The sequence below is a fragment of the Streptomyces sp. NBC_01257 genome (assembly GCF_035917255.1).
Taxonomy (GTDB): domain Bacteria; phylum Actinomycetota; class Actinomycetes; order Streptomycetales; family Streptomycetaceae; genus Streptomyces.
In genome coordinates this window covers 1892998-1919469 of the sequence record NZ_CP108472.1, presented here as the reverse complement: position 1 = coordinate 1919469, position 26472 = coordinate 1892998, and the positions used below count along the sequence as shown (strand labels likewise).

The following is a 26472-nucleotide window of genomic DNA, read 5'->3' as shown; positions in this document are numbered from 1 at the left end:
TTGATCCACGAGCACCGTGTCCTGAACCCGGCGACGGAGGAACTCCTCGCCACCGTCCCCGCCACGCCGGCCGCCGAGGTGGACGCGGCCGTCACCCGCGCCGCCGCGGCCCAGCGGACCTGGGCGGCGCTCGCCCCCGCCGACCGGGCACGGCTGCTGCGCCGCTTCGCCGCCGCCGTCGACTCCCGCACCGAGGAGCTCGCCCGGCTGGAGGTCCTGGAGGCCGGGCACACGATCGGCAACGCGCGCTGGGAGGCGGGCAACGTCCGCGATCTGCTCGACTTCGCCGCCGGGGGAGTGGAGCGGCTGAGCGGCCGCCAGATCCCCGTACCCGGCGGCATCGACCTCACCCTGCTCGAACCCCTCGGTGTCGTCGGGGTGATCGCACCGTGGAACTTCCCGATGCCGATCGCCGCCTGGGGCACCGCCCCCGCCCTCGCCGCGGGCAACGCCGTCGTCCTCAAACCGGCCGAGACCACCCCGCTGACCGCACTCCGGCTCGCGGAACTCGCCCTGGAGGCCGGCCTTCCCGAACACCTCTTCCAGGTACTGCCGGGGGCCGGTGACGAGGCGGGCGACGCACTCGTCGAGCACCCGGGCGTCGCCAAGATCGTCTTCACCGGCTCCACCCGGGTCGGCAGACAGATCATGGCGAAGTGCGCCCGCCAGGTGAAGCGGATCACCCTCGAACTCGGCGGCAAGAGCCCCAACATCGTCTTCGCCGACGCCGACGTCGAAGCCGCCGCGGCGGCCGCCCCGCTGTCCTTCCTGGACAACGCCGGCCAGGACTGCTGCGCCCGCACCCGCATCCTCGTCCAGCGCTCCGTGTACGACCGCTTCCTCGGGCTGCTCGCCCCCGCGATCGCGTCCGTCGTCGTCGGCGACCCCGGCGACGAGAAGACGCAGATGGGCCCGCTCATCTCCCGTACCCAGCTGGAACGGGTACGCGGCTACGTCCCCGGCGACACCGCCGCGATCCGCGGCAGCGCACCCGACGGCCCCGGCTTCTGGTTCGCGCCGACCGTCCTCACCGACGTGCCCGCGGACGCGCCCGTCGCCACCGAGGAGGTCTTCGGCCCCGTCGCGGTCGTCCTGCCCTTCGAGGACGAGGCGGACGCCGTCCGGCTGGCCAACGCCACCGCGTACGGCCTCGCGGGCTCCCTCTGGACCCGGGACGTGGGCCGCGCCCTGCGTGTCTCACAGGCCGTCCGGGCGGGGAACCTCTCCGTCAACTCCCACTCCGCGGTCCGCTACTGGACCCCGTTCGGCGGCTTCAAACAGTCCGGCCTGGGCCGGGAACTGGGCCCGGACGCCCTCACCGCCTTCACCGAAACCAAGAACGTCTTCCTCAGCACGGAGGCCTGAACCGGTATGACCACGGAACAAGGGAACATCTGCCGCCGCCTCGTCGGCCGCACCGCCGTCATCACCGGCGCCGGCAGCGGCATCGGCCTGGCCACCGCCCACCGGCTCGCCTCCGAGGGCGCGCACGTGGTCTGCGGCGACATCGACGAGAGCGCGGGCAAGGCGACCGCCGAAGCGGTCGGCGGCACCTTCGTACGCGTCGACGTCACCGACCCCGAACAGGTCGAGGCCCTGTTCGCGGCGGCCGACGACACCTACGGCTCCGTCGACATCGCCTTCAACAACGCCGGCATCTCGCCGCCCGACGACGACTCCATCCTCACCACCGGCCTGGAGGCCTGGAAGCGCGTCCAGGACGTCAACCTCACCTCCGTCTACCTCTGCTGCAAGGCGGCGCTGCCCTACATGCGGCGCCAGGGCCGCGGCTCCATCATCAACACCGCCTCGTTCGTCGCCAGGATGGGAGCGGCGACCTCCCAGATCTCGTACACCGCGTCCAAGGGCGGCGTGCTGGCGATGTCGCGCGAACTGGGCGTGCAGTTCGCCCGCGAGGGCATCCGGGTCAACGCCCTGTGCCCGGGACCGGTCAACACCCCGCTGCTCCGGGAGCTCTTCGCCAAGGACCCGGAGCGCGCGGCCCGGCGCCTCGTGCACATCCCGCTCGGCCGGTTCGCCGAGGCCACCGAGATCGCCGCCGCCGTCGCCTTCCTGGCGAGCGACGACTCCTCGTTCGTCAACGCCACCGACTTCCTCGTCGACGGCGGAATCTCCGGCGCGTACGTCACACCCCTGTAGATTCCGCCGCCGGCCGCGGAACCTACAGTGGGGCGATGAGCAACGCGACACCGCCCGGCTGGTACCCGGACTCGGCCGCACCCGGCAACGAGCGGTGGTGGGACGGACTGTCATGGACCGCCCACACCCGCCCGTACGCCACCGTGGTCCAGCAGCCCGTGCCCGGCCCGGGCGGCGGCGGTGGCACCGGCGCCCGGACCATCGCACTCGTGGCGGCCGGCGCCGTGGTCGTCGGCGCCGTCGTGACCGGGGCGGTGCTGCTCGGCAGGGGCGACAGCGCCGCGCCCGCCGCGAGCGGGTCGGGCGAACCCGCGCCGCAGCAGCCCGCCGGCACCGGCACCGACGCGGCCCCCGGCGACGACAGCCCGTCCCCGGACGGCACACCGGACGACGCCGGCCCCACCGTCCTCGTCGACCAGCTCAACGGCATCACGCTGCCGGTACCCGACGGCTGGGAGCGGCCCGAGAGCACCGTCGAGAAACTCCTCACGATGCGCACCAAGGGCTCCTACGACTGCCCCGGCGCCTCCTCCGCGTTCTGCTACCACGGCACGGTGACCACCCGTACCTCCAGCGGCATGGACGCCACCACACCCGAGGGGCTCGCCGAGCAGGACATCGGCGCCGCCGCGAAGCGGGCGTACGAGGAGGACGTCATCGGCCGGCGGATCCACGGCGGCATCACCTCGCACCGGCAGATCGCGGCCGGCCCGGTCAGCGTGGCCGGGCGCACCGGATACCAGGTGCGCTGGCGGGTCCTCACCGGCAAGGGGCCGGGCGGCTACGTGCAGTCGCTCGTGTTCCCCTCGGCCGTCGGCAGCGAGTCGCCCGTCATCGTCCGCTTCGCCTTCGACGCGGGCCCCGACGGGCCGCCGCTCGCCCTCATGGACACCGTCACCAAGGGCATCCGGCCGATCGGCGACAGCGAGACGAGCGGGGGCGTCGGCAGCTCCGTCGCCCCCTGATCCGCCCGGCGGCGCCGGCTCAGAGGAAGGTGCGGCCCTCGCCCCGGTATGTCGGCACGGTCGCCGTCACCCGGTCGCCCTCGATCAGCTGGAGCTCGTCGAACCGCTCGCACAGCTCCCCGGCCTTCGCGTGCCGGAACCACACCTTGTCGCCGATCAGCAGATCGTCCGCCGGGGCGCCGAGCAGCGGGGTCTGCACCTCGCCGGGGCCCTCCTGCGGGTCGTAGCGCAGCCCCTCCGGCAGATACGGGACCGGCAGCCGGTCCGGACCGGCCGCACCGGACGCCGGGTAGCCGCCTCCGAGCACCGTCACCACGCCCACGCCCGGCCGCCGCACGACGGGCTGGGCGAACAGGGCCGCGGGGCGGGCCGTGAACGAGGTGTAGTTGTCGAAGAGCCGCGGCACATAGAGGCCCGAACCGGCCGCGATCTCGGTCACCGCGGCCTCCGCGGCGGTGTGCTGCACACTGCCGGTGCCGCCGCCGTTCACGAACTCCAGGTCCGGAGCCACGGCCCGGACCGCCCGCACCACCTCGGCCCGGCGCGTCGCCAGCTCCCGGCGGCCCGTCGCCTGCATCAGCCGGATCGCCCGCGAGCGCAGCGGCCGCCCGGCGAGCGAGTCACCGACGCCGGCGATATGACCCTCGTACGCCATCAGCCCCACCAGCCGGAAACCGGGCCTGCGCGCCACGGACCTGGCCAGGTCGGCCAGTTGGGCGGGGGAGCGCAGCGGCGACCGCAGCGCCCCGATCCGGACCCGGCCGCCGAGCATCCGCAGTGAGGTGTCCAGCTCCAGACAGACCCGGATCTCCTCCGTGCCCCCGGCCCGCGCCGCGTCGATCAGCTCCAGCTGGGAGTGGTCGTCCACCATCACCGTCACGGCGGCGGCCAGCTTCGGATCGGCGGCCAGTTCCGCGAAGGCCGAGCGGTCGGCCGACGGATAGGCGAGCAGCACGTCCTCGAACCCCGCCCGCGCCAGCCACAGCGACTCGGCGAGGGTGAACGACATGATCCCGGCGAACCCGGGCCGCGCCAGCACCCGCTCCAGGAGCGCCCGGCAGCGCACCGATTTGCTCGCCACCCGGATCGGCTTCCCGGCCGCACGGCGGACGAGATCGTCGGCGTTGGCGTCGAACGCCTCCAGGTCGACGACGGCGATCGGTGCGTCGAGATGGGCGGTGGCCCGGTTGTAACGGGTCCGGTCAGCGGCACGGGCAGTCATGGCCGCAGCTTGCCAGACAGCCGTACCGCTGGGTAGGGGGACGATCTACGCAGATCGTCCCCGGGGCCCTCGCGCGGACGGGCCCGGGCAGGGCGGCCCGCTCCCACCGCGGCCTCCCCAGCCCGTAGAGTGACCGTCACGCGGCGAGCAACGGGCCTGTCTGCAGGCGGATACGCGTGCGGTACGGAACGGACCTGGGGGGCGGATGAGTACCGAGGCGCAGCGCGCTCCCGTCCCGCCACGCCCGAGCACCCCGCCGTCGGCCGCGCCGGGCCACCCCGCTCCACCGCCCCGCCCCCGGACCCCGCCGGCCGGGCACCCGGCACCGGACGCCCCCGCGACGGGCCCGGCACCGCAGACCGCCCCGGTCCCGCCCGCTCCCCGCGCCCAGACCCCTGCCCGGCCGCTCTCCGCACCGCCGAAGCCGCCGACGACCGCGCCACGGAATGATCCGACGACCGTCCCACGGGCCGCCGCCCCGCCCCCCGTGGAGACGACCGCGGAGCTCCGCCCCGCGCCCCCGGGCGGATGGGCGCAGGCGGCTTCGTCCCCCGCCGCCGCGCCCCTCCCGCCGCGCCCCGGAACGCCGCCCGCGGCGACCCGGCGGCGGCCCGTGGGCGCCGTGGAACTCGGCGGCCCCCCGGCCGGGCCCGCGCCGGGCGCCCCGTACGCCTACCGCCCCCCGCACGCCCATCCGCCGGCCGAGACGCCGGTGGAGACCACCACCCGGCTCCGGCCCGTGCGGACCCGGCGGCACACCTTCAGGGCCGCGGCCGCCGCCGTCTGCGTGGTGCTCGGACTCGGGCTGATCGGCGGGGCGGCCACCGGCAGCTGGCTGATCAGCGACTCGTCCGCCGATCCGGCCGCCCACAGCGCCTACACCGTGGGCCGCGACGCCTGGCACAGCATCCCCGTCGACACCCTCTTCCCGCGCACGCTGAAGGGCGACGGCGCGGGACCCGGCGGTGCCGACCGGGTCTGGACCAGGATCGCCGTGGCCCCGGACAGCGGCTGCACGGGCGCACTGGACCCGCTGCTCCTCAAGACGCTGCGCCCGGTCGGCTGCGCGCGCCTGCTCCGCGCCACGTACACCGACGCGACGAGCAGCAGCGTCACCACCGTCGGACTCGTCTTCACCCAGGCGGACTCCGAGGCCATGCGGGCGCTGAGCACCCGCTTCGCCACCGAGCACCTCGACGCCCGCACCGACCTGATGCCCCGCGGATACGCCGTCAAGGACACCCCCGCCGCCGCGTTCGGCGACCGGCAGCGGGCCAGCTGGACCGTGCACGTGCTGACCGAGGTGCCCGTCGTGGTGTTCGCCGTCTCCGGATTCGCCGACGGCCGCAGCATGACCGACCCGCAGCCGGCCGAGAAGGCCATGACGGCCGACGCGACGACCGCCGCCGCCCAGGCCGGACTCGGGCACGAGGCCAAGGGCGTGGCCGACCGGGTCGAGCGGGGACTGCGCAGAACCGTCGCCGACCTCACGGAGAAGCCCGAATGAGCCGCCGCGCCCGCCCCCGCAGACTCCTCGGTGCGGTCTGCGCCGCCACCGCGTTCGCGCTGCTGCCCGCGGTCCCGGCCGGGGCGGACACCATCCGGGCCGAGCAGTGGGGCCTGGACGCCCTCCACACCGACCGCGCCTGGCAGACCACGCGCGGCAAGGGCATCACCGTCGCCGTGGTCGACACCGGGGTCGACGGCACCGTCCCCGACCTGGTGGGCCAGGTCCTGCCCGGCAAGGACCTGATCGGCTTCGGCGCCGGACGCGGCGACCGGTCCTGGGCCAGGCACGGCACCGCGATGGCCGGGATCATCGCCGGCCGGGGCCACGGCACCGGACGCGAGGCGGGCGTCATCGGTATCGCTCCCGAGGCGAGGATCCTCCCCGTCCGGGTCATCCTCGAAGCGACCGACCCCGCACGGGCCAAGGCCCGCAAGACCCGGGGCACCGCCCTCGCCGACGGCATCCGCTGGGCCGCCGACCACGGCGCCGACGTCATCAACCTCTCCCTCGGCGACGACAGCGAGTCGGCGCACCCCGAACCCGACGAGGACGCCGCCGTCCAGTACGCGCTGAAGAAGGGCGCCGTCGTCGTCGCCTCGTCCGGCAACGGGGGCGAGAAGGGCGACCACATCTCGTACCCCGCCGCCTACCCGGGCGTGATCGCCGTCGCCGCGGTCGACCGGTACGGTACCCACGCCTCGTTCTCCACCCGCCGCTGGTACGCCACGGTGAGCGCACCCGGGGACCACATCGTCGTCCCCGCGCCCGACCGCAAGTACTACGTGGAGTGGGGCACCTCCGCGGCCTCCGCGTTCGTCTCCGGCGCCGTCGCGCTGGTGCGTGCCGCCCATCCCGGTCTCTCACCGGCCCAGATCAGGAAGCTCCTCACCGACACCGCCCGCAGCTCCCCGCCGGCCGGCCGCGACGACGCGCGGGGCTACGGCATCGTCGACCCGGCCGCCGCCATCGAGGCGGGCGGTGCGCTGCGGCCCGAGGGCCTGCGCACCGACTCCTCCGCGACCGGCTACCGCAAGCAGTACTTCGGTACCGGGCCCGCACCGGAGCGCGAGGACGACGGGCCCGCCGGCTGGCTGGCCCCGGCGGCAGGCGGTCTCGGGGCGGTCCTGCTGGCCCTCGCCGTCGTCCTGTGGCGTGGCCGGGGCGGCCGCCCGCCCGCCTTCCGCCGCTGAACCTCCCTCACCCCGCCCGCACCACCCCCACCGCCGCCCTCGCCACCGACTCGACGAGCGCGATCCCCGTCTCCTTGCTCGCCTGACCGCCGGAGAGCACCGCCACCAGCACGGTGTGCCCGCCGGCCGTCACCTGCCCGATGCTGTTGACGTTCCACAGCCCGGTGGCGGTGCGCGGCATCCAGCCGTTCTTCAGCGCCCAGTCGCTGCCCGCCGCCGACACCCCCCACTGCTGGTCCGCCTCGACCTGAGCCATCAGCCCCCGCAGATACGTCCGGGACGCCGCGCCGAGCTCCGCGTCCGCCTCCGTGCCGAACACCGCCTCCAGCAGCGTCAGCTGGTCGGCCGCGGTGGTCCGGGTCAGCCCCCAGGCCTGCGCGGCCGTCGTCCCGGTCAGCCCGAGCCGCGCGTTGGCGGCGTCGAGACCGGCCGCCCCGCCCACCGCCGCCAGCAGCGCGGTCGCGGAGTCGTTGTCGCTCCGCTCGATCATCGCGACCGCGTGAGCGCGCTCGCCCACGGTCAGTTCACGCCCCTCGTCCTGGGCCCGCAGCAGCAGCGCCGCGAGGATGTCGACCTTGACGATGCTCGCCGTGTCGTACGAGGCGTCCGCGCCCCCGTACACGGCCCGCGTCCCGGTGCCGGTGTCCAGCACCGCCACCGACACCGCACCCGAACCCGTCAGCAGCGGCTCGACGGCCGCCGCCAGTTCCGTGTCGCGATCCACCACCGGCTCCTCGCCCGTCGCCGCCGCGGCCGGTGCGGTCGCGGCCGGTGCGGTCGCGGCCGGTGACCCGGACGATACGGAAGCCGCGGCGGCGGGCGCGTGATCCGGCGACCGGCCGGTGAGGTACGCGCCGCCGGCGGCCGATCCCGCCAGGACGGCCACGGCCGCCACGGAGGCGGACACGGCGGATCTGCGGACTCGGTGTCGGGACATGGTCCGGACGCTAGGGACCGCGGCTGGGAGCGGGCTGGGTCCGACCTGTCGGACGGATGAGAATGCCCAGGCACTACGCTCGCCCTGTGGCGCAGAAGAACATTCCGGACCCCGGATACTCCGACGACGACGGCACGGCCGACCCCGCCCTGACCGCGGCACTCACCGCCTGGGCCGCCGACCGCAAGGCCGTCGCCCCCGTGCTCGAAGCACTCAAGGGGGCCCGGCTCCTCGTCCCCGTGGTGGCGGTCCTCGGCGAGGTGGAGGAGGACGAGAACGGACTGCGTCGCGAGAAGACCAGCGACATGGCGGTCCCCACCCTCCAGGCCGGTGACCGCCGAGCCCTGCCCGCCTTCACCTCCACCGCCTCGCTGGCCCGCTGGGACCCGCAGGCGCGCCCCGTCGCCGTACCCCTGCACCAGGCGCTGCAGGCAGCCGTGCACGAGAAGGCCGACACCGTGGTGCTCGACCTCGCCGGGCCGGTGGCCTTCGAGGTGACCGGTTCCGCCCTGCTCGCCCTCGCCGAGGGCCGCAGCAGCGCCGACCCGCTCGACGACCCCGCCGTCACCGCGGCGGTACGCGACGCCGTCGCCGCCGAACCCGCGGTGCTCCGCGCCCACCTCGGACCGGGCCGCGCCGACGGCACCCTCGCCCTCGTGCTGGCGGACGGCGCCGATCCCGCCGAGGCGGCGGGCCGGGTCGCGCGGTCGCTGGCGGCGGACGAGGTGCTCCGCGCCCGGCTGGTCCGTGGTCTGGACCTCGCGCTGCTCCCGGCCGGCGCGCACACACCGGGTGAGCCCCTGTTCACGCGCTGATCACCCGACCGGCCCAACGCGCGCGACGCGACCGAGGGCCGGAGAATTGCGAAGAAATCGGACGATCTTCGATCTTCGCGAGGTGGTCGTATGCAGACGCGGACAGTTGTGTCGGAGTTCCTCGGCACACTGCTGCTGGTGTTCTTCGCCGTCGGAGCCGCGGTATTGGGCGTCCAGTACATCGGGACGGTCGGCATCGCGCTGGCCTTCGGCTTCGTGCTTCTCGCCCTCGCCTACGCGCTCGGCCCGATATCCGGCTGCCATCTCAACCCGGCTGTGACGCTGGGGATGCTGACGGCCCGGCGGATCGACGTGCGGACGGCGGTGACGTACTGGATCGCGCAGTTCCTCGGCGGCATCGCCGGCGCGGCCCTGCTGTTCCTGCTCGCCAAACAGGTGCCCGGTCTGAAGACGAGCGGCAAGTTCGGCAGCAACGGCTACGGCGACCGCTCGGACGTGCACATCAACGTCGGCGGTGCCTTCCTCGCCGAGGTGATGCTCACGTTCCTGCTGGTCTTCGTCGTGCTCGCGGTGACCCACAAGGTCGCGGTCATCGGCTTCGACGGTCTGCCCATCGGGCTCTCGCTCGCGGTGATCCACCTGGTCGGCATCCCGCTCACGGGCACCTCGGTCAACCCGGCGCGGAGTCTGGGCCCGGCGCTGTTCGCGGGCGGCGCGGCACTCTCCCAGCTCTGGCTCTTCCTGATCGCCCCTCTCATCGGCGGGGTGATCGCGGCGCTCGCCCACCGGCTGACCCACCCCGTCACCCGTTCGGAGCAGTCCGTGCCGGCCTGATCCGGCCACCGACGCCGTGAGCCCCCTGCCGGGTCGGGCAGGGGGCTCACGGACGGTAAGGAAGGGAAGAAGGGGCGGGCGGGCTCAGCCGAAGACCGGGCCGGTGTACTTCTCGCCCGGCCCGTGGCCCGGCTCGTCCGGCACGAGCGAGGCCTCGCGGAACGCCAGCTGCAGGGACTTCAGACCGTCGCGCAGCGGAGCCGCGTGGAAGGAGCTGATCTCCGTGGTGCTCGCGTCCAGCAGGCCGGCCAGCGCGTGGACCAGCTTGCGGGCCTCGTCGAGGTCCTTGTGCTCGTCGCCGTCCTCGGTCAGGCCGAGCTTCACGGCGGCGGCGCTCATCAGATTGACGGCGACCGTCACGATCACCTCGACGGCGGGCACCTCCGCGATGTCGCGGGCCATCTCGTCGAAGCCGGGGGAATCACTGGTGGGGGTCGCGTCACTCATGCGCCATACGATAGGCCCACGGCGGCGCCGCCCCGTCGCCGGGAGCCGCGCCCCGGCCCCCGCCGCCGTGGCCCCGGGCGCAAGGTTCGCACCACCCCGGGGGAGCTGCTAACCTTGTGTAACGACCGGCTGGGCATCTATGTGCCCGGCCCACAAGTGGAGGCTCCGATCTCCCACCTGACCGTCCCCAGGACGGCGGGTCACCGGTCAGGTGGCGCCCATCGTTCCGTACGGACGATGGAGCCGCCCGATGCGCCCCGCGGTTGACCGCGGCGGTGTTCCGGTTGTTCAGGAGCCCCGCCTGTGTCCCGACGGGGCATTTTTCATGGCCTCGCACGGTTGGTCTGTCGAAACAGACGTTACGTGGCTGTCCGCCAGGCGGCCGCGTGGTGCTACCGAGGAGGATCCATCAGCGCCGAGCCCCGCATCAACGACCGGATTCGCGTACCCGAGGTGCGACTTGTCGGTCCCAGCGGCGAGCAGGTCGGGATTGTTCCGCTTGCCAAGGCCCTGGAACTCGCACAGGAGTACGACCTCGACCTGGTCGAGGTGGCGGCTACCGCCCGTCCGCCCGTGTGCAAGCTCATGGACTACGGGAAGTTCAAGTACGAGTCGGCCATGAAGGCCCGTGAGGCGCGCAAGAACCAGGCGCACACGGTCATCAAGGAGATGAAGCTCCGGCCGAAGATCGACCCGCACGACTATGACACCAAGAAGGGTCACGTCGTTCGGTTCCTCAAGCAGGGCGACAAGGTCAAGATCACGATCATGTTCCGTGGTCGTGAGCAGTCCCGCCCGGAGCTGGGCTTCCGACTGCTCCAGCGTCTCGCTTCGGACGTGGAGGAACTCGGCTTCATCGAGTCCAACCCGAAGCAGGACGGCCGGAACATGATCATGGTTCTGGGCCCGCACAAGAAGAAGACCGAAGCCATGGCCGAGGCCCGCGAGGCCCAGGCCGCCCGCAAGGCGGAGCGTCAGGGATACACCCCCGACGCCGAGGCTGCGGACGAGGCTCCCGAGGCTCCGGCCGAGGCGACCTCCGAGGCTCCGGCCGAGACACCTTCCGAGGCGTGACCTCCGGGGGCCGCCATCCAGGCGCCCCCGGGTCCCCCCGGAATCCCACCAAGATCTGACGCCCCTGCAGCCCGGTGCCCGCACCGGGAGGGGCGCCACTGACGAGGAGAGAACGGCGCGATGCCGAAGAACAAGACGCACAGCGGTGCCAGCAAGCGCTTCAAGATCACCGGCTCCGGCAAGGTGCTCCGCGAGAGGGCCGGCAAGCGCCACCTTCTCGAGCACAAGTCGTCCAAGAAGACCCGCTCGCTGACCGGCACGGTCGTCGTGGCTCCGGCCGACGCCAAGAAGATCAAGAAGCTTCTCGGCAAGTGAGGCCGTCGTCCCCGGTGACACCTGGGACACGCCCTCGATCCGACCGGGACCAATTCGTTTCCGGGCCGTGTGAGTACGACCACGGCCCCGCTACAAGGAGTTAACAAGTGGCACGCGTCAAGCGGGCAGTCAACGCCCACAAGAAGCGCCGGGCAATTCTCGAGGCCGCCAGCGGTTACCGCGGTCAGCGCTCGCGCCTGTACCGCAAGGCCAAGGAGCAGGTCACCCACTCCCTGGTCTACAACTACAACGACCGCAAGAAGCGCAAGGGCGACTTCCGTCAGCTGTGGATCCAGCGCATCAACGCCGCTGCCCGCCAGAACGGCATGACGTACAACCGCCTCATCCAGGGTCTGAAGGCCGCCAACATCGAGGTGGACCGCAAGATCCTGGCCGAGCTCGCGGTCAACGACGCCAACGCGTTCGCCGCTCTCGTCGAGGTTGCCCAGAAGGCCCTCCCGAGCGACGTCAACGCCCCGAAGGCCGCCTGATCCAGGCCGCACTTCTTGGCTTCTGAGCCGGACCCGCAGGCGCTCGCCGTCTGCGGGTCCGGTGCGTTGCAGCCGGACCTTTTCGTCACGCAGAGAGGCTCGCCGCCGACATGGGCACCCCCGAACTGATCTCCCCGCGATCGCCACGGGTCGCCGCCGCCCGGCGGCTGGCCAGGCGCAACTTCCGCGGCAAGGAGCGCAGGTTCATCGCCGAGGGGCCGCAGGCCGTGCGCGAGGCCGCCGACCACCGCGGCAGCGACGGTGAGCCCACGCTCATCGAGCTGTTCGCCACCGTCGAGGCCGCCGAACGGTACGAGGCCATCGTCGACGCCGCCCACGCGGCCGGTGCCCGGGTGCACCTCGCCGACAGCGAGGTGCTGGCCGATGTGTCGCAGACCGTCACCCCGCAGGGCCTGATCGGCGTCTGCCGCTTCCTCGACACCCCGTTCGACGCGGTGCTCGCCGCGCGGCCGAAGCTGGTTGCCGTCCTGGCCAACGTCCGCGACCCCGGCAACGCCGGCACGGTGCTGCGCTGCGCCGACGCCGCGGGCGCCGACGCGGTCGTCCTCACCGACGCCTCCGTCGACCTGTACAACCCCAAGTCGGTGCGCGCGTCCGTCGGTTCGCTCTTCCATCTGCCGGTCGCCGTCGGCGTACCCGTCGAGCAGGCCGTGCGCGGGCTCCGGGACGCGGGCGTGCGCATCCTCGCGGCCGACGGCGCGGGTCAGGACGACCTCGACGACGAACTCGACGCCGGCACCATGGGCGGACCCACCGCCTGGGTCTTCGGCAACGAGGCCTGGGGCCTGCCCGAGGAGACCCGGGCGCTCGCCGACGCCGTCGTGCGCGTGCCGATCCACGGCAAGGCCGAGAGCCTCAACCTCGCCACCGCCGCCGCCGTCTGCCTGTACGCCTCCGCGCGCGCCCAGCGCTCGCGCCCCGGCGCCGTCTGAACCACCCGTACCACCGCTTCCCGGCCCGGCGCGCCCGCAGGGTGTCGCTCCGTCACCGGCGACTAGTAGGGTGACGAACTCGGGGGCCCACTGCACCGGTTCGAGAGGTGGGGTACGGGAAGATGGCTGTCGGCATGAGCGGGCCGCGGGCACGCGCGGAGGCCGTCGTGCGCGCCGCCGGTGATCCGGACGGCATGGCCGTGCCGGGCATCGGACCGGGCGGCCAGGCGCTGGATCCGGACGACCTGCCCGACGGGCTCGTCGTCGCGGACGAGACCGGCCGGGTCATCTGCTTCAACGCCGCCGCCGCGCGGATCACGGCCGTGCCCAGGGCCGCCGCCCTCGGCCGCCCGCTGGAACACGCGCTGCCGCTGGAGGACCTCAAGGGCCGCCGCTGGTGGGAGCTGACCGACCCCTACGGCGGCCTCGCCACCCGCGTGGGACAGCCCGAACGCAACCTCCTGCTGCCCGGCGGCCGCGAGGTCCTCGTCTCCGCCCGTTACGTCCGCGAGAGCCCGACGGGGCCCGTACGCCGGCTGGTGATCAGCCTGCGCGGCACCGAGGCCCGCCGCCGCACCGAACGCAGCCACGCCGAGCTCATCGCGACCGTCGCCCATGAACTGCGCTCCCCGCTGACGTCCGTGAAGGGCTTCACCGCCACCCTGCTGGCCAAGTGGGAGCGGTTCACGGACGACCAGAAGCGGCTGATGCTGGAGACCGTCGACGCCGACGCCAACCGGGTCACCCGGCTGATCACGGAACTGCTGGACATCTCCCGGATCGACTCGGGACGCCTGGAGCTGCGCCGCCAGCCGGTGGACCTCTCCGCCGCCGTGGAACGCCACATCCAGGCCCTCACCGCGTCCGGCCAGGCACCCGGCCGCTTCCTGGTCCGCACCTGCCAGCCGCTGCCCGCCGTGTGGGCCGACCCGGACAAGGTCGACCAGGTGCTGGGCAACCTGCTGGAAAACGCGGTGCGCCACGGCGAGGGAACCGTCACCATCGAGGTGGCACCCGCACCGGCGAAGAGCGACGAGATGGGAACAGCGGTCACCGTGAGCGACGAAGGTCCCGGCATCCCCGAGGAGTCGCTGGGCCGTGTCTTCACCCGTTTCTGGCGGGGGAGCAAGCGCGGCGGCACGGGCCTGGGCCTCTACATCGTCAAGGGCATCGTCGAGGCGCACGGCGGCACGATCACGGTCGGCCGCGGCCCCGGGGGCGGCGCCGAGTTCCGATTTATTCTGCCCGTGAGCACGCCGGCCTACCTGAAGTAGCGGGCCTGAGCGGACCACGGGCGGCCCACACATCCTGTGGCCCTTAGACTCGACCTTTGGCACCTTTGCGTCCTCCAGTCGTCGAGCGGGGCCGCGCCACCAGCCAATCGGAAGTACGGGAAGAGATGTCGGCACCGAACAAGTCGTACGACCCAGTCGAGGTCGAGGCACTGAAACCGGAAGAGATCGAGCGCATCCGGGACGAGGCGTTCGCCGCCTTCGCCGCCGCGGGCGACCTCGACGCGCTCGCCCAGGCGAAGACCGCGCACACCGGTGGTACCTCGCCCCTGTCACTCGCCAACCGCGAGATCGGCGCGCTGCCGCCCCAGGCGAAGGCCGAGGCCGGCAAGCGCGTGGGCCAGGCCCGCGCCGCCGTGGGCAGGGCCCTCGCGGCCCGCCAGACGGAGCTGGAGGCCGAGCGCGACGCCCGGGTCCTGGTCGAGGAGGCGGTGGACGTCACACTGCCGTACGACCGCACCCCGGCCGGCGCCCGCCACCCGCTGACGACGATCATGGAGCGCGTCGCCGACGTCTTCGTGGCCATGGGCTACGAGGTCGCCGAGGGCCCCGAGGCCGAGGCCGAGTGGTTCAACTTCGACGCCCTGAACTTCGTGCCCGACCACCCGGCCCGGCAGATGCAGGACACCTTCTTCGTCGAGGGCGCCGACGGCGCGAAGAACGACGAGTCCGGTGTCGTGCTGCGCACGCACACCTCGCCGGTCCAGGCCCGCACCCTGCTCGACCGCGAGCCCCCCGTCTACGTGGTCTGCCCCGGCCGCGTCTACCGGACCGACGAGCTGGACGCCACGCACACCCCGGTCTTCCACCAGATCGAGCTGCTCGCCGTCGACGAGGGCCTCACCATGGCCGATCTGAAGGGCACCCTCGACCACATGGTCCAGGCGCTCTTCGGCCCGGACATGAAGACCCGGCTGCGGCCGAACTTCTTCCCGTTCACCGAGCCGTCCGCCGAGATGGACATGGTCTGCTACGTCTGCCGCGGCGAGTCCGTCGGCAACCCCGACCGCCCCTGCCGCACCTGCGGCAGCGAGGGCTGGATCGAGCTCGGCGGCTGCGGCATGGTCAACCCCAAGGTGCTCATCGCCTGCGGCGTCGACCCCCAGAAGTACAGCGGATTCGCCTTCGGGTTCGGCATCGAGCGGATGCTGATGTTCCGCCACAACGTAGAAGACATGCGAGACATGGTCGAAGGCGACGTCCGGTTCACCCGGCCCTTCGGGATGGAGATCTGATGCGCGTCCCGCTTTCCTGGCTGCGGGAGTACGTCGACCTGCCGCCCACCGAGACCGGCCGTGACGTACAGGCCAAGCTCGTCGCCGTCGGCCTGGAGGTCGAGACCGTCGAGCAGATCGGCGCCGGCCTGAAGGGCCCGCTGGTCGTCGGCAAGGTGCTGACCATCGAGGAGCTGGAGGGCTTCAAGAAGCCCATCCGCTTCTGCACGGTCGACGTCGGCACCGCCAACGGCACCGGTGAGCCGCAGGAGATCGTCTGCGGAGCCCGTAACTTCGCCGTCGGCGACAAGGTCGTCGTGGTCCTGCCCGGCGCCGTGCTGCCCGGCGACTTCGCGATCGCCGCGCGCAAGACGTACGGCCGGACCTCGCACGGCATGATCTGCTCCACCGACGAGCTCGGCATGGGCGACGACGGCACCCACGGCATCATCGTGCTGCCGCCGGAGCACGAGGTCGGCACCGACGCGATCGAGCTGCTCCAGCTCGTCGACGAGGTCCTCGACATCGCCGTCACGCCCGACCGCGGCTACTGCCTGTCGATGCGCGGCGTCGCCCGCGAGACCGCCATCGCCTACGGACTGCCGCTGCGCGACCCGGCGCTCCTGGACGTGCCCGCGCCCAACGCGTTCGGCTACCCGGTCCAGGTCTCCGACCCGATCGGCTGCGACCGCTTCACCGCGCGCACCGTCGTCGGTCTGCAGCCCGAGGCCCGCTCCCCGATCTGGATGCAGCGCAGGCTGCAGAAGGCCGGGATGCGGCCCATCTCGCTCGCCGTCGACGTCACCAACTACGTCATGCTCGAACTGGGCCAGCCGCTGCACGCCTACGACCGGTCCCGGATCGACGGGCCGATCGGGGTGCGCCGCGCCGAGCAGGGCGAGAAGCTCACCACGCTCGACGGCACGGTCCGCGTCCTGGACGCCGCCGACCTCGTCATCACCGACAACCGCGGGCCGATCGGCCTGGCGGGCGTCATGGGCGGGGCCAACACGGAGATCGCGGACGCCGCCGAGGACACGCACACCACCGAGGTCGTCATCGAGGCCGCGCACTTCGACGCGATCTCGATCGCCCGCACCGCGCGCCGCCACAAGCTGGCGTCCGAGGCGTCCAAGCGCTTCGAGCGCGGCGTCGACCCGCAGGCCGCGGCAGCCGCGGCCCAGCGCACCGTCGACCTGCTGGTGCTCCTCGCCGGCGGCACCGCGGAGGCGGGCGTCACCGAGGTGAGCGCCCCGTCCGGCCCCCGCACCATCACGATGCCGGCCGACCACCCGGACAGGGTGGCCGGAGTCGCGTACGGCCGCGAGACCGTCGTACGGCGCCTCCAGGAGGTCGGCTGCGACGTGTACGGGCAGGACGAGCTCCTCGTCACCGCCCCGTCCTGGCGGCCCGACCTGAACGAGCCGAACGACCTCGCCGAAGAGGTCATCCGGCTGGAGGGTTACGAGAACCTCCCGTCCACGCTGCCCACCCCGCCGTCCGGCCGCGGGCTCACCGACCGCCAGCGGCTGCACCGCCGTGTCGGCCGGGCCCTCGCGGGCGCGGGCTACGTCGAGGCGCTGAACTACCCGTTCACCGGCGAGGCGGTCCTGGACCAGCTGGGCCTGGCGGCGGACGACGCCCGCCGCCGCACGGTCCGGCTCGTCAACCCGCTCTCCGACGAGGAGCCCTCGCTGCGCACCACGCTGCTGCCGGGCCTCCTCGGCGCACTGCGGCGCAACGACGGCCGCGGCAGCCACGACCTCGCGCTCTTCGAGACCGGCCTGGTCTTCATTCCCCAGGCTCTCGGCTCCGTTCGAGCAGGGGAGACCTCACTCACCGGCCAGGAGACCAAGCCCGTCCGGCTGCCCGTGGACCGGCGCCCCTCCGACGAGGAGATCGCGTCCCTCGACGCGACGCTGCCGCGTCAGCCGCGCCATGCCGCCGTCGTCCTCGCGGGCGCCCGCGAGCAGGCCGGCTGGTGGGGCAAGGGCCGCCCGGCCGACTGGGCGGACTCCGTCGAGGCCGCCCGCACCATCGCCCGTGAGGCCGGTGTCGACCTCACGGTCCGCGCCGACCAGCACGCGCCGTGGCACCCGGGCCGCTGCGCCGCGCTGTATGTGACGGTCGACGGCGAGGAGACCCTGTTCGGGCACGCCGGCGAGCTGCACCCGCGCGTCATCAAGGAGCTCCACCTCCCCGAGCGCACCTGCGCCATGGAGGTCGAGCTCGACGTCCTGGAGCGGGCCGTCGACGGCGCCCTCCAGGCGCCGCGGATCTCCACCTTCCCGGTGGCGACCCAGGACGTCGCTCTCGTCGTCGACGGGGACGTCCCCGCCGCCGACGTGGAGCAGGCGCTCCGGGACGGCGCCGGTGAACTCCTCGAATCGCTGCGGCTGTTCGACGTCTTCACCGGTGAGCAGATCGGCGGGGGCCGCAAGTCCCTCGCGTACGCGCTGCGGTTCCGCGCCGCGGACCGCACGCTGACCGTCGACGAGGCGAGCGCCGCCCGGGACGCCGCGGTGGCGCTGGCCGCCGAGCGCACGGGCGCGGTGCTGCGCGGCGCGTAACAGCGCAACCGCACAGTGAGGAGGGGCGTATCCGGCCACCGGATACGCCCCTCCTGTGTGCTCGCCCAGGGGCGGAGGACCGCACGCGGACCCCGGCCGGGCCCGGGGGAACCCGGTTCCCGGCCGACCCCGCAGCCACCCTCCGATCCGTGGGCAGTGGGTCGTGCGATCCGGCGCCGTCCGCACTGCCACGGAGTGTCGGGCAGGTTGGCAGAGCGGACGGCGCGGTTGTGGGTCGTCGTGCTGTACGAGGGGGAGCAGACGACCCGGCCGCCTCTTGCGAGGGGACTCATTCAAGCGATCCGGCCACCGGCGCAACAGAGTGCGCAGCGGGACGGTTCGGGCATTCCGTTCACACCCCGTGTGAATCGTGCTCCACTGGGGCGACACGTCCTGGGCGTGCCGACCCACCGGAGGGGGCAATGGGGGCAATGGAGCCGAACACTCTGCTAGAGGCTCTGATCGACGAGGCGGGTGTCTCCCGGGCCGGGCTCGCCGCACACGTCAACCAGGCCGGCCGCACCCGGGGGCTGTGCCTGCGCTACGAACACACCGCCGTCGCCCGCTGGCTGAAGGGCCAGCGGCCGCGCGGCCAGGTGCCCGACCTCCTCTGTGACGTGCTGGGACAGCGCCTGCACCGGGCCGTCTCGCTCGACGACATCGGCATGGCGGCGCACGGCGGCCACATGCCCGGGCAGGGCTCCTCGCTCACCGGATTCGTCGAGCGGGCCACCGCCCTGTGGCGCTCCGACGAACAGCAGCGCCCCCATGTCGTCGCCGCCCAGGCCGTCACCGGGACCACCGCGGTGATGCCGGTCTGGGAGTGGGAGAACCCGCCGGAGGACGCCGATGTGTCCCGGACCGGCCCGCACCGCGTCGGTACGGCCGACATAGCGACGCTGCGGGCCGCCCGTGCCCACTACGAACTGATGTACCGCAAGGCGGGCGGAATCGCGACGCGTTCGCGCATCGTCGGCTTCCTCAACGCCGAGACGGCCCCGCTGCTGCGCGGCGGCTACAGCGATGCGATGGGGCGTCAGCTGCACCGGGCCACGGGCGGTCTGGTCGCGGTCGCCGGCATCTGCGCGTACGACTCCGACGCGCACGGGCTCGCCCAGCGCTACTTCCACCAGGCGCTGCGGCTGGCCAAGGCGAGCGGCGACCGGGGGCTCGGCGGCTATGTGATCGCCCTGCTGGTCAACCAGTCGCTCTTCCTGGCCGAGTACCGGCAGTCCGTCGCCTTCGCCGAGGCGGCGCTGCGGGCCGCCGGCCGCGACATCACCCCCGCGCTGGCCGCCGACCTCCACGCGATGCAGGCCAAGGCGTACGCCCATCTCGGCGACGGCCCCAGCGCGCTGAAGTCGATCCGGCGGGCCGAGTCCGAGGCCGGCCGGATCCGGCCCGGCCGGGAGCCGGACGAGACGGGGTACGTGCAGCCGGGTCTGGTCGACGTCCAGGTGGCGGAGGCCCTGCTCGGCCTCGGGGACCTGCCGGCGGCCAGGGAACACGCCGCGGCCGCGGTCCGGACCCCCGCGCACGACCGGGGCCGGGTCCACCGGCTGGCGATGCTGACCACGATCGAGCTGCGGCAGGGCGAGGCAGACCGGGCCGCGGTCACCGCGGCCCAGATGGCGGAACACGCCAGGGGGATGGAGTCGCAACGGCTGCGCGACCGGCTGCGGACCGTGCGCGAGGACCTGGTCGCGAGCGGCAGCGCCGATGCGGAACGGGCCGCGGACATCGTCGACGGGGCGCTGCGCGTACCGCTGTGAGCCCGGGTCTGCTGCGATATGGCCACCTACTAGTCAGAAGGTGGCAGAACTGTGCAGTGGACGAACCTGAACGAACAGACTGTGTACGAGAACCGCTGGTTCCGGGTCAACCTGGCGGATGTCGTACTCCCCGACGGCCACCACCTCGACCACTTCGCGATCCGGCTCCGGCCGGTGGCGGCGGCCACGGTCGTCAACGCGGCGAACGAGGTGCTGCTGCTCTGGCGGCACCGGTTCATCACGGACAGCTGGGGCTGGGAGCTCGCCGCGGGTGTGGTCGAGGACGGCGAGGGCCTGGCCGCGGCGGCGGCCCGGGAGATGGAGGAGGAGACCGGCTGGCGCCCCGGACCGCTCCAGCCGCTGCTCACCCTGGAGCCGTCGAACGGGCTCACCGACGCCCGGCACCACTTCTTCTGGGGCGAGGAGGCCCGCTGGACCGGCCACCCCAGCGACGACTTCGAGTCCTCGCGCCGCGAGTGGATACCGCTCAAACTGGTCCCCGACATGGTCGCCCGCGGTGAGGTCCCGGCCGCGGGGATGGCCGCCGGGCTGATGATGCTCCACCACTTACGGCTGGGCTGAGCCCGGCCGTTCACGTGCGAGGGGCCGCCGGGCCCCTCGCACGCGCGGGATCAGACGTACGGGTAGAAGCCCGAACCGGTCTTGCGGCCGAGCCGGCCCGCGTCGACCATGCGCTGGAGCAGCGGGGGAGCGGCGTACAGCGGCTCCTTGTACTCCGCGTACATCGAGTCGGCCACCGAGGCGACGGTGTCCAGGCCGATCAGGTCGGCGAGCTTGAGCGGGCCCATCGGGTGGGCGCAGCCCATCTCCATGCCGTTGTCGATGTCCTCGCGGCTGGCGATGCCCGACTCGAACATCCGGATCGCGGAGAGCAGGTACGGGATCAGGAGCGCGTTGACGACGAAGCCGGAGCGGTCCTGCGCGCGGATCGGGTGCTTGCCCAGTATGTCCTGCACCACGGCCTCGGCACGCTTGACCGTCTCCTCCGAGGTGGTCAGCGCCGGGATCAGCTCGACGAGCTTCTGCACCGGGGCCGGGTTGAAGAAGTGGATGCCGATGACCTGGTCCGGACGCGAGGTCGCGACGGCCAGCTTCACCAGCGGGATCGAGGAGGTGTTCGAGGCGAGGATCGCGTCCTGCCGGGTCACCACCTGGTCCAGGACCTGGAAGATCTCGGTCTTGACCTGCTCGTTCTCCACGACGGCCTCGATGACGAGATCGCGGTCCGCGAACTCGCCGAGGTCCGTGGTGAAGCTGAGCCGGGCCAGGGTCTCGTCGCGCTCCTCCGCGGTGATCTTGCCGCGTTCCGCAGCCTTGGAGAGGGAGTTGTGGAGCCGGGTGCGGCCGATCTCCAGCGCCTCGCCGGTGGTCTCTGCCACCTTGACGTCGAGGCCGCTGCGGGCGCACACCTCCGCGATGCCTGCGCCCATCTGGCCACAGCCCACCACCCCGACGCGTGCAATGTCGGCCATAGAGTCCGTCACCTCGTGCCTTTCGCTGTTCTCCGTTCGGCGGCTTCCGTCTGATTCCGGGCTCCACCACGACCCCACGACGTTACTCCGCGCCTTACCGGGGTTTGCGGGCCGGGGCGGGCATGCTCGCTTCCGGGCCCGGAATGCGGGGCCGCGGACGAGTACGGAGACGGCGGGAGCGACGGCATGCGGCACATGGAGCGAAGGAAGTTCGTGACGGGGGCGGCGGGGACGGTCGCGGGGGTGATCGCCCCGGCCGCCGTGGCCGGTGACGCCGCCGCGGTCCCGCGCGGCCGCGGTCCGGGCCGGCCGGGGGCACCCCGCGACGCGCTCCGGCGCGAGCTCCGGGGGATGTGGGTGGCCACGGTCGAGAACCTCGACTGGCCCGCGGAGCCGGGGCTGTCCGCCGCCGCCCAGCGGGCCGGGCTGACCGCCTTCCTCGACGAGGCCGTCGACCGGCGGCTGAACGCCGTGGTCCTCCAGGTCCGCCCATCGGCGGACGCGCTGTGGCCCTCACCGCACGAGCCGTGGGCCGCCTGCCTCACCGGCGTCCAGGGCAGGGACCCCGGGTGGGACCCGCTGGGCACGGCCGTCCAGGAGGCTCACGCCCGCGGTCTCGAACTGCACGCCTGGTTCAATCCGTACCGGGTCGCCAACCACACCGACCTCTCCCGGCTGTCCGCCGCCCATCCCGCCCGGCTGCACCCGGCGTGGGTGCTGCCGTACGGCGGGAAGCTCTACTACAACCCGGGGCTTCCCGAGGTCCGTGCCTTCGTCCAGGACGCGATGCTCGACGCGGTCCGCCGCTACGACATCGACGCCGTGCACTGGGACGACTACTTCTATCCGTACCCGGTGGCCGGACAGTCCTTCGCCGACGGACCCGCGTACGCGAAGTACGGTGCGGGCTTCCCCGACAAGGCCGCCTGGCGGCGTGACAACACCGACAAGCTCGTACGGGAGATGTCCGGACGGATCAAGGCGCTCAAGCCGGGGGTCCGGTTCGGCATCAGTCCGTTCGGCGTCTGGCGCAACGCCTCCACCGATCCGCTCGGCTCACGGACCGAGGCGGGGGTGCAGACCTACGACGACCTGCACGCGGACACCCGTGGCTGGATCAAGAAGGGATGGATCGACTACATCTGTCCCCAGCTCTACTGGAACATCGGCTTCGCTCCCGCCGACTACGCGGAGCTGGTGCCCTGGTGGGGCGAGGTGGTCAGGGGCACCGGCGTGGACCTCTTCATCGGCGAGGCCCTCTACAAGGCCGGCGACCCCGCCCAGCCCGCGGCCTGGCAGGACCCGGCCGAGCTGTCGCGGCACGTCGACCTGGCCGCCGGTCACGACCAGGCCCGCGGCCATGTCTACTTCTCCGGGAACAGCGTGGTCAGGGACCGGATCGGGGCGATGGACCGGGTGGTGGCCGACCACTACCAGGTCCGGGCCCGTCCGCCCCGCTGACCGGCTGTTCAGCGCACCTGCGTGCCCGGGTCCCGGCTCCGCCCGGTGTGCTGGACGACGCTGTCGGGGCCGGGGGCGATCAGATGCTCGTGTCCGTCCTCGAAACGGACGCGGTACGGGGGAGCGCCCCCGTCCCCGAGCACTTCGAGGATCTCGGCGACCCGGTCGTGCTGCCCCACGGTCCTGCCGTGCGTCAGCAGCCGGTCGCCCGTGTGTGCCTCCATCGGGAGTGACCTCCTCACGGGTGGCGTGCCATGTCGACAAGTCTATGACCGGCGGGCTCCGGCGCGCTGCGTGACGGCGATGCAGACGAGGACCGCGACCGCCGCCACCGGGGCCGCCGGTGCGATCTCCTCGCCCAGCAACAGGAACGACCAGATCAGCGTCAGCAGGGGCTGCGCCAGCTGAAGCTGGCTGGCCCGGGCCACCCCGATCTCCGCCATGCCGCGGTACCAGACGTACAGGCCGAAGAAGGTCGAGGCGACCGCCACCCAGACCAGCCCGGCCACCCCGTGCGCGGTCCACCGCACCGGTTCGTGCGGCAGCGCGACCGCGGCGCCCACCACCGCGAGCGGCGCGGTGAGGAGCAGGGCCCATCCCGTCACCTGCCAGCCCGGCATCACCTTCGCCAGCCTGCCGCCCTCCGTGTAGCCCGCCGCGCAGACCAGCAGCGCGGCGAAGAGGTAGAGATCGCCGGTGGAGATGCCCCCGCCGCTCTGCAGCACGGTGAACGTGATCACCACCGCCGCGCCGGCCAGCGCCGCGGCCCAGAACGCGCGGGACGGGCGCGATCCGGTGCGGACCGAGGAGAACACCGCGGTGGTCAGCGGCAGCAGGCCGACGACGACCGCCGCGTGCGAGGTCGTCGAGGTCTGCAGCGCCAGCGTCGTCAGCAGCGGGAACCCCACCACCACGCCGCACGCCACCACCGCGAGCCCGGCCCGGTGCTGCCGCTCGGGCACCCGCACCCGGGCAGCGAGCATGAACCCGCCGGCGATCGTGGCGGCCAGCAGGGTCCGCAGCGTCACCAGGGACCAGGGGCCGAAGCTCTCCAGGCCCCAGGCGGTGGAGGGGAAGGTCAGCGAGAAGGAGACCACGCCGAGCAGGGCGAGCAGCGTTCCGCCGCGGCCGGCGGGGAGGGGACCGGGAGCGTCGCGTGAACCGCGGGACGCGCCCGCTTCGGAGGGGACGGGTGCCGTGGCGACCGCTATCGTCGGCGATTCGGTAGCGCTATTCTCGTCTCTCATGCAAGAGCGTAGCAGTGTCGCCGAGTTGGCAGAAGTGCTCCGCAAGGAGCTGAACCGCTACTCACCGGGTGAGAAGCTGCCGTCCAGCCGTGCCCTCGTCGAGCGCTTCAGGGCCGGCCCGGTGACCGTCTCGCGGGCCGTCGCCCAGCTCGCCGCGGAAGGGCTCGTCGTCACCCGCCCGGGCTCCGGCGCCTTCCGGGCGCAGCCCCGTACCTCCGTGCGCCCGCCCGCCGACACCTCCTGGCAGGAGGTGTCGCTCAGCGGCGACGGCGGACCCGAGGTGGTGCCCCGCACGGTCGACGCCTCCGGTCTCCTGGTCACCCTGACGCCCCCGCCCACCGGAGTCATCGAGTTCAACGGCGGCTATCTGCACAGCTCGCTCCAGCCCGAACGGGCCATGGCCGCGGCCCTCGCCCGGGCCGGCCGCCGCCCCGGCGCCTGGAGCCGCCCGCCCACCGACGGACTCACCGAACTGCGCGCCTGGTTCGCCCGCGAGATCGGCCCCGCCCTCACCGCGGCCGATGTGCTGATCACCGCGGGCGGCCAGAGCGCCCTGGCCACCGCGCTGCGGGCACTCGCCCCGCCCGGCGCACCCGTCCTCGTCGAATCGCCGACCTACCCCGGCATGCTGGCGGCCGCCCGAGCCACCGGACTGCGGCCCGTGCCCGTCCCCGTCGACGGGGACGGCGTACGTCCCGAACTGCTCGCCGCGGCCTTCCGGGCCACCGGCGCCCGCGTCCTGGTGTGCCAGCCCCTCTTCCAGAACCCGACCGGCACGGTCCTCGCCGCCGACCGGCGCGCCGGGATCGTGCGGATCGCCCGGGAAGCGGGGGCGTTCGTCGTCGAGGACGACTTCGCCCGCCACCTCGTCCACGACGACGCCGGACCGCTCCCCGCGTCGCTGGCCGCCGACGACCCCGACGGGGTCGTCGTCCACGTCTGCTCCCTCACCAAGGCCACATCGCCCAGCTTCCGGGTGGGAGCCCTGGCGGCCCGGGGACCGGTCATGGAGCGGCTGCGGGCCATCCAGGTGGTCGACAGCCTCTTCGTCCCCAGGCCCCTCCAGGAGGCCGCGCTCGAACTCGTCGGCTCGCCCGCCTGGGGCCGCCATCTGCGTTCCGTCTCGGCCGAGCTGCGCGCCCGCCGCACCGCCGTGGTCACCGCGCTGAGCCAGGAGCTGCCCGGCCTCGCGCTGCCGCACATCCCGGCCGGCGGAGGCAGCCTCTGGCTGCGGCTGCCGGACTCCGGTGCCGGCGCCGACGAGTCCGCCATGGTCGCTGCGGCGCTGCGCGCCGGTGTCGCCATCGCCCCGGGCCGCCCCTACTTCTGCGCCGAACCCCCGGCGCCCCAGGTCCGGTTGAGCTTCGTCGCCGTCGCCGGCCTCGCGGAGATCACCGAGGGCGTGCGCCGCCTGTGCACCGCCTGGGACGGCGCCTTCGACCCCGCGGAGACTAGTCTCCGGCCATGACCGGAATACCTCAGGAACGTTACGAGATCTCGTCCGACCCCGCCCGGCTGGACGCCGCCCGGATCCACACCTGGCTCTCCGGCGACTCCTACTGGGCCAGGGGGCGCACGCGCGAGCACCAGGACCGGGCCATCGCCGGCTCGCTGAACTTCGGCGCCTACGACCTCGCGACCGGCGAACAGAGCGGCTACGCACGCGTGGTCACCGACCTCGCCACCTTCGCCTGGCTCTGCGACGTGTACGTCGACCGCGCGGCCCGCGGGCAGGGCCTCGGCGGCCGGCTCGTCGCCGCGGCCCGCGACCACCTCGCCCCGACCGGGGTCCGCAGGTTCCTCCTCGGCACGGCCGACGCCCACGGGGTGTACGAGAAGGCGGGCTTCCGGGCGCTCGACAACCCGGACCAATGGATGTGCCTCCGGTTCGCCTGACCGGAAGCGCTTGCGGCGGCACTCTTGACCCGCGTGGCGATCGGCTCCACGATCGCGCCCATGAGTGTTCGAGTCTCGCTCGTCGCCGCGGCACGCAGTTCCTCCCTGCTCGGTGAGCGCTTCGACGACGACCGGCCGCTCGACGCGGCCGGCTGGCAGGAGGTCCAGTTCGCCGCCCCGGCCCTGGTGCCCCTGGGCGCGGCCGAACTGCGGTACTGCTCACCGACGGCCCGCAGCCGCGCCACCGGTCAGGCGCTCGGCTTCGCCCCGCTGGTCCAGCCCGCCCTGCGCGACTGCGACATGGGCCGCTGGCGCGGCTGCACGCTCGCCGACGTCACCGCGCGCGAACCGGCGGCCGTGGACGCCTGGCTGGCGGACCCGCGCTCGGCCCCGCACGGCGGTGAACCGCTGCTCGCCTTCATCTCCCGGATCGGGAGCTGGCTGGACACCCGCCCCGCCTGCGACGGGTCGATCGTCGCCGTGGCCGAACCCGCCGTCGTCCGCGCCGCCCTCGTGTACGCGCTGAAGGCCCCGCCGTCGTCGTACTGGAACGTCGACGTCCGGCCGCTCTCCACCGTCACGCTCATCGGCCTGCCGCGGCGCTGGAGCCTGCGCCTGGAAACCGGGGCGTGACCCGGCCCGTGCCGGCGCGG

At 73.3% G+C, this 26472-nt stretch carries 26 protein-coding genes; 20 read left to right on the top strand and 6 right to left on the bottom strand.

Features of this window, described 5'->3' with window-relative positions:
* The 3 genes from OG408_RS07900 to OG408_RS07890 are packed head-to-tail and all read left to right on the top strand — an operon-like array spanning position 1 to position 3125.
* Entirely contained in the window at positions 1 to 1365 is a 1365-nt protein-coding gene (locus OG408_RS07900) for an aldehyde dehydrogenase family protein (RefSeq protein WP_266786019.1), read from the top strand.
* A 6-nt stretch (positions 1366 to 1371) separates the two neighbouring features.
* A complete protein-coding gene (locus OG408_RS07895) occupies positions 1372 to 2160 on the top strand; it encodes a 3-oxoacyl-ACP reductase (protein WP_266776780.1) in 789 nt (262 codons plus the stop codon).
* 35 nt (positions 2161 to 2195) lie between these two features.
* Positions 2196 to 3125, top strand: coding sequence for a DUF2510 domain-containing protein (locus tag OG408_RS07890; protein ID WP_326669083.1), 930 nt, complete (start codon positions 2196 to 2198; stop codon positions 3123 to 3125).
* A gap of 19 nt (positions 3126 to 3144) precedes the next feature.
* Here the strand turns inward: OG408_RS07890 and OG408_RS07885 are convergent, their stop codons facing one another.
* Positions 3145 to 4347: an amino acid deaminase/aldolase gene (locus OG408_RS07885; protein WP_266776776.1), complete on the bottom strand. Its 1203-nt coding sequence runs from the start codon at positions 4345 to 4347 to the stop codon at positions 3145 to 3147.
* 613 nt (positions 4348 to 4960) lie between these two features.
* Between OG408_RS07885 and OG408_RS07880 the strand changes: the two genes are divergently transcribed.
* Entirely contained in the window at positions 4961 to 5854 is an 894-nt protein-coding gene (locus OG408_RS07880; RefSeq protein ID WP_405402418.1) for a hypothetical protein, read from the top strand.
* On the top strand, positions 5851 to 7047 hold the full coding sequence (gene mycP, locus OG408_RS07875) for a type VII secretion-associated serine protease mycosin (RefSeq protein WP_266776774.1): 1197 nt from the start codon (positions 5851 to 5853) through the stop codon (positions 7045 to 7047). The genes OG408_RS07880 and mycP overlap by 4 nt, the downstream gene beginning before the upstream one ends.
* A gap of 7 nt (positions 7048 to 7054) precedes the next feature.
* Here the strand turns inward: mycP and OG408_RS07870 are convergent, their stop codons facing one another.
* Positions 7055 to 7984, bottom strand: a complete 930-nt coding sequence (locus OG408_RS07870) for a serine hydrolase (RefSeq protein ID WP_326669080.1) — start codon at positions 7982 to 7984, stop codon at positions 7055 to 7057.
* An 86-nt stretch (positions 7985 to 8070) separates the two neighbouring features.
* Between OG408_RS07870 and OG408_RS07865 the strand changes: the two genes are divergently transcribed.
* Together OG408_RS07865 and OG408_RS07860 are read left to right on the top strand one after the other, a co-directional pair.
* Positions 8071 to 8799, top strand: coding sequence for an SseB family protein (locus tag OG408_RS07865; RefSeq protein ID WP_266776770.1), 729 nt, complete (start codon positions 8071 to 8073; stop codon positions 8797 to 8799).
* Between the two features lie 90 nt (positions 8800 to 8889).
* A complete protein-coding gene (locus OG408_RS07860; protein ID WP_266776769.1) occupies positions 8890 to 9594 on the top strand; it encodes an MIP family channel protein in 705 nt (234 codons plus the stop codon).
* Positions 9595 to 9678: 84 nt separating this feature from the next.
* Here OG408_RS07860 and OG408_RS07855 read toward each other — a convergent pair whose 3' ends face one another.
* A complete protein-coding gene (locus tag OG408_RS07855) occupies positions 9679 to 10041 on the bottom strand; it encodes a DUF1844 domain-containing protein (RefSeq protein WP_219572976.1) in 363 nt (120 codons plus the stop codon).
* 363 nt (positions 10042 to 10404) lie between these two features.
* Here OG408_RS07855 and infC point away from each other — a divergent pair, with 363 nt between their 5' ends.
* The 9 genes from infC to OG408_RS07810 all read left to right on the top strand — a co-directional run bounded on the left by infC (position 10405) and on the right by OG408_RS07810 (position 20304).
* Positions 10405 to 11115, top strand: a complete 711-nt coding sequence (gene infC / locus OG408_RS07850; RefSeq protein WP_266776766.1) for a translation initiation factor IF-3 — start codon at positions 10405 to 10407, stop codon at positions 11113 to 11115.
* A 120-nt stretch (positions 11116 to 11235) separates the two neighbouring features.
* Complete coding sequence (gene rpmI / locus OG408_RS07845; protein ID WP_003970213.1) at positions 11236 to 11430, top strand: 50S ribosomal protein L35; 195 nt, start codon at positions 11236 to 11238, stop codon at positions 11428 to 11430.
* 107 nt (positions 11431 to 11537) lie between these two features.
* Positions 11538 to 11921: a 50S ribosomal protein L20 gene (gene rplT, locus OG408_RS07840; RefSeq protein ID WP_003970214.1), complete on the top strand. Its 384-nt coding sequence runs from the start codon at positions 11538 to 11540 to the stop codon at positions 11919 to 11921.
* 110 nt (positions 11922 to 12031) lie between these two features.
* On the top strand, positions 12032 to 12874 hold the full coding sequence (locus OG408_RS07835) for a TrmH family RNA methyltransferase (RefSeq protein ID WP_266776763.1): 843 nt from the start codon (positions 12032 to 12034) through the stop codon (positions 12872 to 12874).
* Positions 12875 to 12996: 122 nt separating this feature from the next.
* A complete protein-coding gene (locus OG408_RS07830) occupies positions 12997 to 14148 on the top strand; it encodes a sensor histidine kinase (protein ID WP_266776761.1) in 1152 nt (383 codons plus the stop codon).
* A 125-nt stretch (positions 14149 to 14273) separates the two neighbouring features.
* Positions 14274 to 15401, top strand: a complete 1128-nt coding sequence (pheS, locus tag OG408_RS07825) for a phenylalanine--tRNA ligase subunit alpha (RefSeq protein ID WP_145762505.1) — start codon at positions 14274 to 14276, stop codon at positions 15399 to 15401.
* Complete coding sequence (gene pheT / locus OG408_RS07820; RefSeq protein WP_266776757.1) at positions 15401 to 17950, top strand: phenylalanine--tRNA ligase subunit beta; 2550 nt, start codon at positions 15401 to 15403, stop codon at positions 17948 to 17950. The genes pheS and pheT overlap by 1 nt, the downstream gene beginning before the upstream one ends.
* A gap of 431 nt (positions 17951 to 18381) precedes the next feature.
* A complete protein-coding gene (locus tag OG408_RS07815; RefSeq protein ID WP_285572370.1) occupies positions 18382 to 19722 on the top strand; it encodes a transcriptional regulator in 1341 nt (446 codons plus the stop codon).
* Between the two features lie 51 nt (positions 19723 to 19773).
* Positions 19774 to 20304, top strand: a complete 531-nt coding sequence (locus OG408_RS07810; protein WP_266776753.1) for an NUDIX domain-containing protein — start codon at positions 19774 to 19776, stop codon at positions 20302 to 20304.
* 50 nt (positions 20305 to 20354) lie between these two features.
* On the opposite strand, the gene OG408_RS07805 is transcribed toward OG408_RS07810, so the two are convergent.
* Positions 20355 to 21215, bottom strand: coding sequence for a 3-hydroxybutyryl-CoA dehydrogenase (locus tag OG408_RS07805; protein ID WP_266776751.1), 861 nt, complete (start codon positions 21213 to 21215; stop codon positions 20355 to 20357).
* Positions 21216 to 21401: 186 nt separating this feature from the next.
* Between OG408_RS07805 and OG408_RS07800 the strand changes: the two genes are divergently transcribed.
* Complete coding sequence (locus OG408_RS07800; RefSeq protein ID WP_266776749.1) at positions 21402 to 22676, top strand: glycoside hydrolase family 10 protein; 1275 nt, start codon at positions 21402 to 21404, stop codon at positions 22674 to 22676.
* Positions 22677 to 22684: 8 nt separating this feature from the next.
* On the opposite strand, the gene OG408_RS07795 is transcribed toward OG408_RS07800, so the two are convergent.
* Positions 22685 to 22900, bottom strand: coding sequence for a DUF1918 domain-containing protein (locus tag OG408_RS07795; protein WP_285572388.1), 216 nt, complete (start codon positions 22898 to 22900; stop codon positions 22685 to 22687).
* A gap of 42 nt (positions 22901 to 22942) precedes the next feature.
* Positions 22943 to 23923, bottom strand: a complete 981-nt coding sequence (locus OG408_RS07790) for a DMT family transporter (RefSeq protein WP_326669071.1) — start codon at positions 23921 to 23923, stop codon at positions 22943 to 22945.
* Between OG408_RS07790 and OG408_RS07785 the strand changes: the two genes are divergently transcribed.
* The 3 genes from OG408_RS07785 to OG408_RS07775 are packed head-to-tail and all read left to right on the top strand — an operon-like array spanning position 23922 to position 26452.
* A complete protein-coding gene (locus OG408_RS07785; RefSeq protein ID WP_326669069.1) occupies positions 23922 to 25391 on the top strand; it encodes an aminotransferase-like domain-containing protein in 1470 nt (489 codons plus the stop codon). The genes OG408_RS07790 and OG408_RS07785 overlap by 2 nt on opposite strands.
* Positions 25388 to 25819 (top strand): GNAT family N-acetyltransferase, encoded by a 432-nt coding sequence (locus tag OG408_RS07780; RefSeq protein ID WP_326669067.1) that lies wholly within the window; start codon positions 25388 to 25390, stop codon positions 25817 to 25819. The genes OG408_RS07785 and OG408_RS07780 overlap by 4 nt, the downstream gene beginning before the upstream one ends.
* A gap of 60 nt (positions 25820 to 25879) precedes the next feature.
* Entirely contained in the window at positions 25880 to 26452 is a 573-nt protein-coding gene (locus tag OG408_RS07775) for a histidine phosphatase family protein (protein ID WP_266776739.1), read from the top strand.
* Positions 26453 to 26472: the final 20 nt, after the last annotated feature.

Coding starts and splice junctions, on each gene's coding strand:
- OG408_RS07895 (WP_266776780.1), top strand. CDS start 1,372: ATGACCACGGAACAAGGGAACATCTGCCGCCGCCTCGTCGGCCGCACC.
- OG408_RS07890 (WP_326669083.1), top strand. CDS start 2,196: ATGAGCAACGCGACACCGCCCGGCTGGTACCCGGACTCGGCCGCACCC.
- OG408_RS07885 (WP_266776776.1), bottom strand. CDS start 4,347: ATGACTGCCCGTGCCGCTGACCGGACCCGTTACAACCGGGCCACCGCC.
- mycP (WP_266776774.1), top strand. CDS start 5,851: ATGAGCCGCCGCGCCCGCCCCCGCAGACTCCTCGGTGCGGTCTGCGCC.
- OG408_RS07870 (WP_326669080.1), bottom strand. CDS start 7,984: ATGTCCCGACACCGAGTCCGCAGATCCGCCGTGTCCGCCTCCGTGGCG.
- OG408_RS07860 (WP_266776769.1), top strand. CDS start 8,890: ATGCAGACGCGGACAGTTGTGTCGGAGTTCCTCGGCACACTGCTGCTG.
- OG408_RS07855 (WP_219572976.1), bottom strand. CDS start 10,041: ATGAGTGACGCGACCCCCACCAGTGATTCCCCCGGCTTCGACGAGATG.
- rpmI (WP_003970213.1), top strand. CDS start 11,236: ATGCCGAAGAACAAGACGCACAGCGGTGCCAGCAAGCGCTTCAAGATC.
- OG408_RS07835 (WP_266776763.1), top strand. CDS start 12,032: ATGGGCACCCCCGAACTGATCTCCCCGCGATCGCCACGGGTCGCCGCC.
- OG408_RS07830 (WP_266776761.1), top strand. CDS start 12,997: ATGGCTGTCGGCATGAGCGGGCCGCGGGCACGCGCGGAGGCCGTCGTG.
- pheS (WP_145762505.1), top strand. CDS start 14,274: ATGTCGGCACCGAACAAGTCGTACGACCCAGTCGAGGTCGAGGCACTG.
- pheT (WP_266776757.1), top strand. CDS start 15,401: ATGCGCGTCCCGCTTTCCTGGCTGCGGGAGTACGTCGACCTGCCGCCC.
- OG408_RS07815 (WP_285572370.1), top strand. CDS start 18,382: ATGGAGCCGAACACTCTGCTAGAGGCTCTGATCGACGAGGCGGGTGTC.
- OG408_RS07805 (WP_266776751.1), bottom strand. CDS start 21,215: ATGGCCGACATTGCACGCGTCGGGGTGGTGGGCTGTGGCCAGATGGGC.
- OG408_RS07800 (WP_266776749.1), top strand. CDS start 21,402: ATGCGGCACATGGAGCGAAGGAAGTTCGTGACGGGGGCGGCGGGGACG.
- OG408_RS07795 (WP_285572388.1), bottom strand. CDS start 22,900: ATGGAGGCACACACGGGCGACCGGCTGCTGACGCACGGCAGGACCGTG.
- OG408_RS07785 (WP_326669069.1), top strand. CDS start 23,922: ATGCAAGAGCGTAGCAGTGTCGCCGAGTTGGCAGAAGTGCTCCGCAAG.
- OG408_RS07790 (WP_326669071.1), bottom strand. CDS start 23,923: ATGAGAGACGAGAATAGCGCTACCGAATCGCCGACGATAGCGGTCGCC.
- OG408_RS07780 (WP_326669067.1), top strand. CDS start 25,388: ATGACCGGAATACCTCAGGAACGTTACGAGATCTCGTCCGACCCCGCC.
- OG408_RS07775 (WP_266776739.1), top strand. CDS start 25,880: ATGAGTGTTCGAGTCTCGCTCGTCGCCGCGGCACGCAGTTCCTCCCTG.